This window comes from Nonomuraea sp. KM90 (assembly GCF_052246675.1).
Lineage (GTDB): Bacteria > Actinomycetota > Actinomycetes > Streptosporangiales > Streptosporangiaceae > Nonomuraea.
This window is the reverse complement of sequence record NZ_JBQQCB010000083.1, coordinates 37,725-49,244: the sequence shown is the minus strand read 5'-3', so window position 1 is coordinate 49,244 and position 11,520 is coordinate 37,725. Positions and strand designations below refer to the sequence as shown.

The following is an 11,520-nucleotide window of genomic DNA, read 5'->3' as shown; positions in this document are numbered from 1 at the left end:
CCTTCCCGGACGGGGAACGTTCCAAGGCGATCGGCGTGTGGACCGGCGTCGCCGGCGGCGGAGGCATCCTGGGGATGTACCTGTCGGCCGTCCTGGTCGACCTGGCGACCTGGCGGTGGCTCTTCGTCCTGCCGGTCGCGCTCGTCGCCGTCGCCGTCGTCATGGCACTGCGATCCGTCCCGAACTCGCGCGAGGTGGCGGGGCACGGGTTCGACGCCGTCGGCTCGCTGTCGTCCGTGGTCGCGGTGGTCGGGCTCGTCCTCTTCCTGCACGAGGGTCCCGACCGAGGCTGGACCGCGCCCGCGACGCTCCTGAGCCTCCTCGTCGGCGTCGTCGCCGCTGCCGGATTCGTGGCGTGGGAGCTGCGCCGGCCGGCCCCGCTCCTGGACGTGCGCCTGTTCCGGGAGCGGGGTCTGGCGAGCGGTTCGGTGTCGCTCCTGACGGTCTTCGGCGTGCAGGCAGGGATCTTCGTGGTCCTCTTCCCGTACTTCCAGGCGGTGCTGGGCTGGTCCGGCCTCCGCTCCACCCTCGCGCTCATGCCGATGGCGCTGCTGATGATGTTCGCCTCCGGCCTCGCCCCGCGGGTGGCCGCGCGCATCGGCAGCCGCTCGACGATGGCCTCGGGGATCCTCCTGGGCGGCGCGGGGCTGGTCCTCATGGCGACCTTCGTCTCGGTCGACGGCGGCTACCTCTCGATCCTCCCCGGCATGCTGGCCATGGGAGTCGGCATGGGCCTGACGATGACGCCCTCCACCGAGGCCATCACCACCGCCCTGCCGCGTGCGCGTCAAGGTGTCGCGTCCGCGCTCAACGACGTCACCCGGGAGTTCGGCACCTCGCTCGGCGTCGCGCTGCTCGGAGCGGTGCTGACCGCCGGCTACCGCGCCGCCGTCGACGCCCGGCTCGACGGCGTCCCCGTCGCGACCGCCGGCACCGCCCGCGAGGGCATCGTCAACGCCCTCGCGGCCGCCGACGGGCTCGGCCCCCAGGCGCGGGAGCTGGCCCGGGCCGCCCAGGAGTCCTTCGTCGTCGGCTGGCAGCAGGCCATGTGGGCGGGTGCCGTCGTCATGGCGGTCCTGTTCGTCTACGTTCTCGCGCGAGCGCCCCGGGAGCCCGGCTCGAACCCTCGCACGTGAATTCCGAAGCCGGGCGGGCCTTTGTTGCGGACTCGTTACGGATCCACGTCTTGCCGTCTCCGCGATGCCTGCTGTTAACGTGGTTACGCGCGTTGGTTACGCGTGTAAACGCTTATGCCGCACCCGTCCGCGTGCCTCACCGCAAGTGGGGATCCACCGTCCGACGGGATCATCTGCTGGAAGGACCGGCACGTGCCCGACCCCCACCCGCACATCCGCCCGGGCCGCCCCTGGCTCGACACCAAAGGCGAGCGCATCCAGGCTCACGGCGGATCCATCCTGTACGCCGACGGTACGTTCTACTGGTACGGGGAGAACAAGGAGAAGACCCTCCCGGGCAGCGGCATCTGGCACTGGGGCATCCGCCTGTACGCCTCCCGCGACCTGTACACCTGGGAGGACCGCGGCCTCATCATCCCGCCCCGGCCGGACGATCCCGACAGCCCGCTGCACCCGGCCAAGCAGGTCGACCGGCCGCACATCATCCACGACCGGCGCCGCGAGCGGTTCGTCTGCTGGCTCAAGATCATGGGGCCGGAGTTCCAGGAGTCCACGGTCCTGGTCGCCGACGCCATCGAGGGGCCGTACCGGATAGTGCGCACCGGCCTGCGGCCGCTGGGGATGAGCGCGGGGGACTTCGACCTGGTCGTGGATCCGCACGACGGCAAGGGTTACCACTACTTCGAGCGCGTCCACAGCGAGCTCGTCTGCGCCGACCTGACCGGCGACTACACCGACGTGAGCGGCTACTACTCCACCCACTTCCCGCGGCCGCATCCGCCGTTCGTGCGGGAGGCGCCCGCCTACTTCCGGCGCGGCGCCAAGCACTACCTGTTCACCTCGGGCACCTCGGGCTACCTCACGAACCCGAGCGAGGTCGCCGTCGCCGACAGTTACCACGGCCCCTGGACGGTCCTCGGGAACCCGCATCCGGGCGATGCGACCGGCACCTCGTACCGGTCGCAGATCTCCTCGGTCTTCAAGCACCCGCACAAGAAGGACCTCTACATCGCCCTGGCCGACAGGTGGCTGCCCGGCGTACCCGCCGAGGTCTCCGCCAAGGCCTTGGAGCACCTCGCGGCGCCGGCCCCCGCGGCCGGGACCCCGACCGAGGCGGAGGCGAGGCTGCGAGCCGGCCTCATGGATCCCGACACCTCGGTGGCGGACTACGTCTGGCTGCCGGTCCGGTTCGACGGCGACATGCCGTACCTGGACTGGTGCGACGAATGGCGCATCGAGGACTTCGACTGACCGCATGCCCACCCCCCTTGCGAGGCCCTCATGACGTTCACCCCGGCCGACCAGCCGCCCGTGCCCGTGACCGGCGGCGAAACAGCCGCGACGACCGCAACCGGAGCGGACGAACCGCCGAAGGCCGCTGCCTCCTACATCTGGCTGGTGACCTTCGCCAACTTCGGCGTGTTCATGGCCCTGGTCACCCCCATCGCCATCTCGCTCGCGATCCGGGTCGAGCAGCTGGCCCCCGGCAACGAGGAGTATCTCGGCTACGTCACCGGCGCGGGCGGTATCGCCGCCCTGCTGGCGGCTCCGCTGTTCGGGATGCTCAGCGACCGCACCCGCAGCCGGCTCGGGCGCCGCCGCCCGTACCTGATCGGCCTGACGGTCGTCGGCGTCATCGCCCTGCTGGTGCTGGCCGAGGCCACGAGCATCCTCGTGCTCGCCCTCGGCTGGATCCTGGCGCAGATCGGCTGGGGGTCGATGATGACGCTGCTGACCGCCTCGCTGGCCGACCGCCTGCCCGAGTCCCAGCGCGGCAGGGTCTCGGCTCTCGGCGGGGTCGTCTCCCAGCTCGCGCCCGTGGCCGGGGCGCTCCTGGCCGGGGGCCTGGCCGGCGACAACTTCCTGCTGTTCCTGGTGCCGGGCGCGGTCGGCATCGTGGGCGCCGCGCTGTTCGTCTGCCTGGTCCACGAACCCGACAGCCGTCAGCTGCCCGCCGCCGGCCCGGTGACCGTCTCGGCGCTGGCCCGCACGTACGTCTTCGACCCGCGCCAGAGCCCCGACTTCGCCTGGAACTGGCTCGGGAAGTTCCTGTTCATGTCGGGCCTGACCTTCAGCTCCACCTTCACCGCGTTCTACCTGGCCGCCCGCCTGGGCGTGACCGTGGACGAGGTGTCGGGGCTGGTCGCCGGCATCGCGGGCGGCAGCATCCTGGCCGCGATGGCGGGTGCCGTCGGCGGCGGATTCCTGTCCGACAAGCTGCGCCGCCGGCGCGTGTTCGTGCTCGCCGGCGCCTGCGTCTTCGCCACGGGCGCCGTCGTCATGGCGCTGTCCCCGAGCATCCCGCTGATCATCGTCGGCGCCGTCCTCGGCAACCTGGGCATCGGGGTGTTCTCCGCCGTCGACCAGGCGCTGATGCTGGACGTGCTGCCCGCCCGGGAGACCGAGGCCGGCCGCTACACCGGCATCTACGGCTTCGCCAACACGCCGCGTTCACCGTGGCCGGCGGCCTGATCGTCCTGCTGCGCATCAAGACCGTCCGCTGACGTTCCACCCATCGAGGAGCACGCGTGATCCGCACGTCCTTCAACGACAACTGGCAGGTACGGCCGAAGGCCAACCCCTTCGCCGAACTCTCCGGTCACTCGGTGCCCTACCGGGAGGTGACGCTGCCGCACGACGCCATGATCGAGCAGACGCGCGTGCCCTCCGAGGAGGGCGCCGGCGCGTACTTCCCGGGCGGGGTGTACGAGTACCGCAAGACGTTCTTCGTCCCCGAGGAGCACCGGGGGAGGCGGATCGCCGTCGAGTTCGAGGGCGTCTACCGCGACGCGGCCGTGTTCGTCAACGGCGACTACGCCGGTCAGCGCCCCTACGGTTACTCGCTCTTCCGCGTCGACGCCGACCGGTTCCTGCGGTTCGGGCAGGACAACGAGATCCGCGTCGAGGCCCGCGCCCACCAGGACTCCCGCTGGTACACCGGAGCCGGGATCTACCGCGACACCTGGCTGCTCGTCGGCGGCCCGGTCCGGATCGCACCCGACGGCGTCCGCGTCACCACGCCGGACATCGACGCGGACCGGGCGGTGGCCGAGGTCGCCACGACCGTGGTGAACGACTCGACGGAGATCCGCACCGCCGACCTCGTCACCGAGATCCGCGACGCCGCCGGGACCGTGGTGGCGACCGGCACCTCCAAGGTGACGGTGCTGCCGGGCGAGTCCGCGACCGCCCGCCGGCGGCTGTACGTGCGTGAGCCCGCCCTGTGGAGCCCCGACTCGCCCGCCCTGTACACCTGCGAGGTGACCCTGGCCGGCCTCGACTCCGAGCGGGTGGTGTTCGGCGTCCGCTCGCTGCGGCTCGACCCCGACCACGGCCTGCGCCTCAACGGCGAGAGCGTCAAGCTGCGCGGCGCGTGCGTCCACCATGACAACGGCGTGCTCGGCGCGGCCACCCACGCCCGTGCCGAGGAACGCCGGGTGCGGATCCTCAAGGAGGCGGGGTTCAACGCGATCCGCATGTCGCATCACCCGATGAGCCGGGCCATGCTGGACGCCTGTGACCGCCTCGGCATGCTGGTGGTGGACGAGACGTTCGACATGTGGACCTCGGCCAAGAGCCCGTTCGACTACAGCCTGAGCTTCCCCGAATGGTGGGAACGCGACATCGAGGCCATGGTCGCCAAGGACTTCAACCATCCCAGCGTGATCATGTATTCGATCGGCAACGAGATACCCGAGACGGGCACACCGTCAGGCGCCGCCTGGGGCCGCAGGCTGGCCGAGAAGGTGCGCGCGCTGGACGGCACCCGGTACGTCACCAACGCGATCAACAACATGCTGGCCGTCATGGACGAGCTGGCCCGTTTCCGGCGGCAGGCCGCCGAGGGCGCGGGGATCAACACGTTGATGGCCGACGCCGGCGACATGATGAACGCCGTCGCCGTCTCCGACGCGGTGACCGAGCGCACCGCCGAGTCCTACGGCGTGCTGGACGTGGCCGGGATGAACTACTCCGACAGCCGCTACGCGCTCGACCGCGAGAAGTTCCCGGACCGGATCATCCTGGGCACCGAGACCTTCCCCACCCGCATCGACCGCCTCTGGGCCCTGGTCCGGCAGCACAGCACGGTGATCGGCGACTTCACCTGGACGGGGTGGGACTACCTGGGCGAGGCCGGCATCGGCCGCCCCCAGTACGGCTCCACCCCCGCGCACGTGGCGCCGTACCCGTACCTGCTGGCCGGGTGCGGCGACATCGACATCACCGGTCATCGCCGCCCCGCCTCCTACTACCGGGAGATCGTCTTCGGCCTGCGCACCCGGCCCTGTCTGGCCGTCCAGCGGCCCGAGCGCCACGGCGAGACCTTCGTCGGCAGCCCGTGGGCGTGGAGCGACACGATCGCGAGCTGGACCTGGCCCGGCCACGAGGGCGCACCCGTCACCGTCGAGGTCTACGCCGACGCCGACGAGATCGAGCTCCTCCTCGACGGCCGCTCCCTCGGCCGGCAGCCGGTGGACCGCTTCCGCGTCGCCTTCGAGACGACGTACGAGCCGGGCGAACTGCTCGCCGTCGCCTACCGCGACGGCGCGGAGACCGGCCGCGACCTGCTCCGCTCCGCGACCGGGCCGGCGTCGCTGCGCGCCGAGGCCGACCGGTCCGTCATCACCGCGACCGGCGGCGACCTCGCCTACATCGGCCTCACCCTCACCGACTCCGGCGGAACGCCCTACACCTCGGCCGACCGGCCGGTACGGGTGGAGGTCTCGGGCGCCGGCGTGCTGCTCGGCTTCGGCAGCGCCGATCCGGCCACCGAGGAACGTTTCGACGCGACCGAACGCCGCACCTATGACGGCCGGGCCCTGGCCGTCATCCGTCCCACCGGCCCCGGCAAGATCCGGCTGCTCGCCACCGCCCCGGACTGCGCCCCGGCCGAGATCGTCATCGATGTCCGGGAACAGCACGCATGATCGACCGCGAAACCCTGGTCCGCCGCCACACCGTGGAGATCACCCGGCCCGACCCGGCGACGGTGCTCACCGTCGGCAACGGCGACTTCGCCTACACCGCCGACATCACCGGCATGCAGACCTTCGCCGCCTTCCACGACCAGGCCGCCGCCCGCGCCCAAGGGCGGCTCGCGGTGAACACCGCGACCATGTCGACCTGGGGCTGGCACGCGATGCCCAACCCCGAGGGGTTCGTGCTCGCCGACGCCATGTCGACGTATGAGACCTCCCGCGGGCCGGTCCCGTACCCGGACAGGTTCGACATGGCCGCGACGATGGGCGGCGGCGAGGTCGCCCGCGAACTGCGCGCCGGGACCTGGCTGCACGTCAACCCGCACCGGCTCGACCTGGGCCGCATCGGGCTCGTCCTCCGGCCCGAGCCGGGAGCGCCGGCGGAGAGCGACCCTGCCGCGCTCGTCGACCCGCGCCAGCGTCTCGACCTGTGGACGGGCACCCTCACCAGCGTCTTCACCTACGCGGGGCACGAGGTCCGGGTCACCACCGTGGCCGACCCCCGGCATGCGCGGGTCGCGTTCCGCGTCGAGTCGGACCTGCTGGCCACCGGCCGGGCCGCCGTCGCCGTGCGCTTCCCGTACGCGAGCGACGGCTTCTTCGACACCTCCGACTGGAGCGCGCCGGACCGGCACACCACCACGCTGCGCCCGCTGGACGAGCACGCCTGCCGCTTCGGCCGCATCCTCGACGACACCACCTACGCCACGCGCCTGGACTGGTCGGAGGGGGAGGTCAACGCCACCGCCGAGCCGCACACGTTCGAGCTGACCACCTCGGCCGGCGTGCTGGAGCTCGTGGCCACCTTCGCTCCGGGCGGCGTGCTCGGGCGCGGGGAGTTCACCACGATCGAGGGCGCCGCGATCTCCTGGTGGCGCGAGTTCTGGACCTCCGGCGCCGCCGTCGACTTCGCCGGGAGCACCGATCCGCGCGCGGCCGAGCTGGAGCGCCGCGTCGTGCTGTCGCAGTACCTGACCGCGGTCAACTGCTCCGGCAGCATGCCGCCCCAGGAGACCGGGTTGATCACCAACTCGTGGCAGGGCAAGTTCCACTTGGAGATGCACTTCTGGCACGCCGCCCACTTCGCCGCCTGGGGCCGCCCCGAGTTGCTGGAACGCAGCCTCGGCTGGTACCTGTCCATCCTCGACGTCGCCCGGGGGACCGCGCGCCGCCAGCGCTACGAGGGTGCCCGCTGGCCCAAGCACGTCGGCCCGGACGGCCGCGAGAGCCCGTCCGACATCGGCTCCCTGCTCATCTGGCAGCAGCCCCACCTCCTCTACCTCCTCGAACTGCTGCATCGCTGCGGCAGGACCTCGCTGGTGGCGCGGTTCGCCGAACTGGTCGAGGAGACGGCGGCGTTCATGGCCTCCTTCGTCGAGGAACGCCACGGGACCTTCCACCTGCCCGCCCTGCTCGTGCCCGCCCAGGAGTTCTACGACGCCCGCAGCACCGAGGACCCCACGTTCGAGCTCGCGTACTGGTGGTGGGGCCTGGAGATCGCGCAGCGCTGGCGGGACCGGCTCGGCCGCGAGCGGAACGAGGACTGGCGGCGCATCCAGGACAACCTGGCCCGGCCGCACCAGCGCGACGGCCGCTACTCCGCCATCGCCACGGAGCCGTACCTGCGCCGCGACGACCACCCCTCGATGCTGTGCGCGCTCGGCGTCGTCCCGGCCACCCCGCTCATCGACCCCGCCGTCATGGAGGCCACCCTCCTCGACGTCCGCGACCACTGGGACTGGAACTCGGCATGGGGCTGGGACTTCCCCGTCATGGCCATGACCGCCACCCGCCTGGGCCGCCCCGACCTCGCCGTGGACGCCCTCCTCACCGGCACCGCCAAGAACCGGTGCCTCGCCACCGGCCACAGCCCGCAGATCGGCAGCATCCTGCCCCTCTACCTGCCCGCCAACGGCGCCCTCCTCACCGCCGTCTCCCTCATGACCGCCGGCTGGGACGGCGCGGACACCGACTGTCCGGGTTTCCCCCGCGACGGGAGCTGGACCGTCCGGCACGAGGGTTTCCAGGTGTGGCCATGACCGCGCCGCCGGTCCCGATGAGCGGGATCCGGGCCGTACGCCCGGCCGGGCGGCTTCCGCGGCTTGACCACCTGGCGCCTAGGACCGCACGCTCCCAGGACGCGGGTGCCGCGGCGCGCCCGCCGCCCTCCGACGTATCAGCGACCCTCTGACGAAAGGCGCCTTCGATGTCCCGCTCGCCCCTGGACTTCTACGCCGACCCCGGCTCCGGCGCCTGGGAAGAGATCGGCTTCGACCCCTACCCGGCCGGCCGCCCGCCCGCCGACGTGCCCTTGGCGCAACGCCCCCCGGCACGCGCGCTGCGGGACCTGCGCGACCGCTACGACGCGATCGTGGTGGGCAGCGGAGCCGGTGGCGGCGTCGCCGCGTTCGTGCTGGCCCGCAGCGGGGCGTCGGTCCTGGTGGTGGAGCGCGGCTCGTGGTTCGGCGCCCGCGACCTGGCGGCCGACCACGTGCGCAACCACCGCTTCTTCTCCGGCGGCGACCTCGACACACCTCCCGGGCACCCACGGGCCGTGCCCGGCGACGACGGCGAGGTCGCCGTCGAGTACGACGACCCGCGCTACCACCACAACGCGATCACCGTGGGCGGCGGCACCCGGTTCTTCGGCGCGCAGGCCTGGCGGTTCCTGCCCGACGACTTCCGGATGGCCTCGCTGTACGGCGTCCCCGAAGGCTCGGCGCTGGCCGACTGGCCGATCACCTACGACGACCTCGAACCGTTCTACGACCAGGTCGAATGGGAGCTCGGCGTGGCCGGCCGCCCCCACCCCGAAGAGGGGCCCCGCCGACGCGACTACCCGATGGCCCCGTTCCGGCCGACCGCCGAGGCCGCCGTGCTCCAGGCCGGAGCCGAAGCACTCGGCTGGCCCACCGGAGCGGTCCCGCTGCTGCTGAACACCGAGCCCCGAAATGGCCGGGCCGCGTGCATCCGCTGCGGGCAGTGCGTCGGCTTCGCCTGCCCCGTCGACGCCCGCAACGGCACCCACAGCACCGTCCTGCCCCGCGCGCTCGACCTGGGAACCCACCTGATCAGTCAGGCACAGGTCACCCGGATCTCCGACGACGGCGACGTCGAGATCGCCGCCGGCGGCACCGCGCGGACCATCCACGCCGGACGGATCGTCCTGGCCGGCGGCGCGGTCGAGACACCCCGGCTGCTCCGGCTCAGCGGCCTGGGCAACGACTGGGTCGGCGACTGCCTCCAAGGCCACCTGTACGCCAACGTGTTCGGCCTGTTCGACCAGGACGTCCACGACGACCTCGGTCCCGGGCCCTCCGTCGCGACCCGGCACTTCTCCCACGGCAACGACGGCATCGTCGGCGGCGGCCTGCTCGGCCACGACTTCATCAAGATCCCCACCATGCACTACGCCCTGGGCCTGCCCCCGGACGCCGACCGCGCCGGGCCCGACGCGCGCCGCGCCCTGGCCGACGGCTACCGGCGCACCGTCACCATCCAGGGCCCGGTCCAGGAGATACCGACCCGCGAGGCACGCGTCCGGCTCGCCACCACCGTCACCGACCACCTCGGGCTCCCCGTCGCCCGCCTCGAGGGCCTCCAGCACGCCGAGGACCTGCGCACCTGCGCCTTCCTGTCCGACCGCGCCGAGGAGTGGCTGCGCGCGTCCGGCGCCATCCGCACCTGGCGGACGGGCGCGCCGCACCGCGGGCTGTCCGGCGGCCAGCACCAGGCCGGCACCGCACGCATGTCCGACTCGCCCCGATACGGCGCCACCGACCCCCACGGCAAGCTCTGGGGAACCGACCGCGTCCACGTCGCCGACGCCAGCCTCCACGTCACCAACGGCGGCGCCAACCCCGTCCTGACCATCATGGCCCTCGCCTGGCGCACCGCCACCCACGCGGCGGCCGCCGGCTGACCGACCACTTCCACGGAAAGTGCCCGCCGAGTGTCCATTTGCGTCACGCTCATTCGTCGTTGAGAGAAGAAGGAGGTTGCCGATGAAATTCGCACTACTGCTCTTCGACCCCGAGAACTACTGGGACTCCGTCTCGGAGGAAGAGATGGGAGCGGCGCTGGCCGAGCACGCGGCTTTCGCTCAGTACCTGCAGAAACAGGGCATCGCGTTCTCGGGGGAGGCCCTGAAGCCGGCGAAGGAGGCCAGATCGCTGCGCCCGTCCGAGCAGCGCCCGGTCTCGGCCGACGGACCCTTTGTGACGCTGAGGCAGGACCTGGCCGGTTTCTACCTCATGGAATGCGCGGACCTGGACGAGGCCGAGGAGATCGCCCGTCACTGCCCCTTGGGCGCGGGCATCGAGATCCGCCCCGTCTGGGATGCGCCGTCCTGACCGGGCGGCCCCTGCGGTTCTCCGGCGCGTGTCCGTCGCGGGTGTCTCGGTGCTCAGGTGGATGAGCGCTGGAGGACGTGGGGATTGGTCGAGGCGTCGGCCGAGACGCCGGGGTGCTGGGCGGCCTGGCCGCCGCCGGCCAGGCTGGTGACGATCGTCTCGGCCCGGTGCCGGGCCACGTCGTGCAGGTCCCAGCAGACGGTGGTGAGCGGCGGAGCCGCCAGGCGGGCGGTGGGGATGTCGTCGGCTCCCACGACGGCCATGTCGCCGGGGATGGTGAGCCCGTGTTCGTGCAGGCCCGCGAGCACGGCCAGCGCGGTCTCGTCGTTGAAGGCGCATACGCCGGTCACCGCCTGTTCACGCCAGCCGGTGATGGCCTGCGCGGCGCTGGCGACCTCCAGATGCACGGTCAGCGTCACGGGAGGCTCGAGCCCGGCCTTCGCGCAAGCGTCGGTGGCGCCTTGCAGGCGTTCGCCGGCCATGTGCCGGAAGGCGGGATGGCCGGGCAGGGCGTAGCCCAGGCGCCGGTGGCCGCGGCTGATGAGGTGTTCGGCCTGCAGGCGGCCGACGTGCCACATCGGGGCGGCACCCTCGGTGTCGGTGGGCAGCACGAGATCGGCGCCGGCGCGGCGCAGGGCCTGGACGGTGTCCTGGTCGAAGGACGAGAAGCCGACGACCACGGAGGCGTCGACGGCCGCGCACACGTCGGGCAGCGGCCGGCCGTGCGCCGCGGCGAGGTGGGTGACGAGCGTCAGGCCGTACGCAGCCAGCGCGGTGGCGAGCTCTTCGACGAAGCGGCTGATGCCCGCGCCGATGGGCAGGTCGGGGATGGCCAGGAGGACGACGTCGCTGCGCCCGGCGGCCAGGGAGCGGGCGGAGGCGTGCGGGCGGTAGTCCAGGTCGCGGGCGGCCTCCAGGACGCGGCGCCGGGTCTCCTCGGTGATGCGCATCCCGGGCTTGTCGTTGAGCACGAAGCTCACGGTCGCGCGGGAGACGCCGGCGGCCCGGGCGACGTCGGAACTGGTGATCCGCTTGACGGGCATGCGGTCCTCT

The 11,520-nt window shown here is 72.4% G+C and carries 8 protein-coding genes; 7 read left to right on the top strand and 1 reads right to left on the bottom strand.

Annotated features, from left to right (window positions below; translation table 11 throughout):
* The 7 genes from ACTWPW_RS45160 to ACTWPW_RS45130 all read left to right on the top strand — a co-directional run.
* Positions 1-1,136: MFS transporter (locus tag ACTWPW_RS45160; protein WP_443172345.1), on the top strand; the 1,136-nt coding region annotated here is incomplete at its 5' end.
* A gap of 192 nt (positions 1,137-1,328) precedes the next feature.
* A complete protein-coding gene (locus tag ACTWPW_RS45155; RefSeq protein WP_443172344.1) occupies positions 1,329-2,387 on the top strand; it encodes a family 43 glycosylhydrolase in 1,059 nt (352 codons plus the stop codon).
* A 30-nt stretch (positions 2,388-2,417) separates the two neighbouring features.
* Positions 2,418-3,608, top strand: a complete 1,191-nt coding sequence (locus ACTWPW_RS45150; RefSeq protein WP_443172343.1) for an MFS transporter — start codon at positions 2,418-2,420, stop codon at positions 3,606-3,608.
* 56 nt (positions 3,609-3,664) lie between these two features.
* A complete protein-coding gene (locus ACTWPW_RS45145; protein WP_443172342.1) occupies positions 3,665-6,064 on the top strand; it encodes a glycoside hydrolase family 2 TIM barrel-domain containing protein in 2,400 nt (799 codons plus the stop codon).
* Positions 6,061-8,154 (top strand): hypothetical protein, encoded by a 2,094-nt coding sequence (locus ACTWPW_RS45140; RefSeq protein ID WP_443172341.1) that lies wholly within the window; start codon positions 6,061-6,063, stop codon positions 8,152-8,154. Before ACTWPW_RS45145 ends, ACTWPW_RS45140 begins: the two co-directional genes overlap by 4 nt.
* Positions 8,155-8,321: 167 nt before the next feature.
* Positions 8,322-10,037, top strand: coding sequence for a GMC oxidoreductase (locus tag ACTWPW_RS45135; RefSeq protein ID WP_443172340.1), 1,716 nt, complete (start codon positions 8,322-8,324; stop codon positions 10,035-10,037).
* A gap of 82 nt (positions 10,038-10,119) precedes the next feature.
* Complete coding sequence (locus tag ACTWPW_RS45130) at positions 10,120-10,467, top strand: YciI family protein (RefSeq protein WP_443172339.1); 348 nt, start codon at positions 10,120-10,122, stop codon at positions 10,465-10,467.
* 53 nt (positions 10,468-10,520) lie between these two features.
* Here ACTWPW_RS45130 and ACTWPW_RS45125 read toward each other — a convergent pair whose 3' ends face one another.
* Positions 10,521-11,510 (bottom strand): LacI family DNA-binding transcriptional regulator, encoded by a 990-nt coding sequence (locus ACTWPW_RS45125; RefSeq protein ID WP_443172338.1) that lies wholly within the window; start codon positions 11,508-11,510, stop codon positions 10,521-10,523.
* Between the last annotated feature and the right edge of the window lie 10 nt (positions 11,511-11,520).

Excerpts from the sequence above, each read along its gene's own strand:
- ACTWPW_RS45150 (WP_443172343.1), top strand. The coding sequence starts at position 2,418 with ATGACGTTCACCCCGGCCGACCAGCCGCCCGTGCCCGTGACCGGCGGC.
- ACTWPW_RS45140 (WP_443172341.1), top strand. The coding sequence starts at position 6,061 with ATGATCGACCGCGAAACCCTGGTCCGCCGCCACACCGTGGAGATCACC.
- ACTWPW_RS45135 (WP_443172340.1), top strand. The coding sequence starts at position 8,322 with ATGTCCCGCTCGCCCCTGGACTTCTACGCCGACCCCGGCTCCGGCGCC.
- ACTWPW_RS45130 (WP_443172339.1), top strand. The coding sequence starts at position 10,120 with ATGAAATTCGCACTACTGCTCTTCGACCCCGAGAACTACTGGGACTCC.
- ACTWPW_RS45125 (WP_443172338.1), bottom strand. The coding sequence starts at position 11,510 with ATGCCCGTCAAGCGGATCACCAGTTCCGACGTCGCCCGGGCCGCCGGC.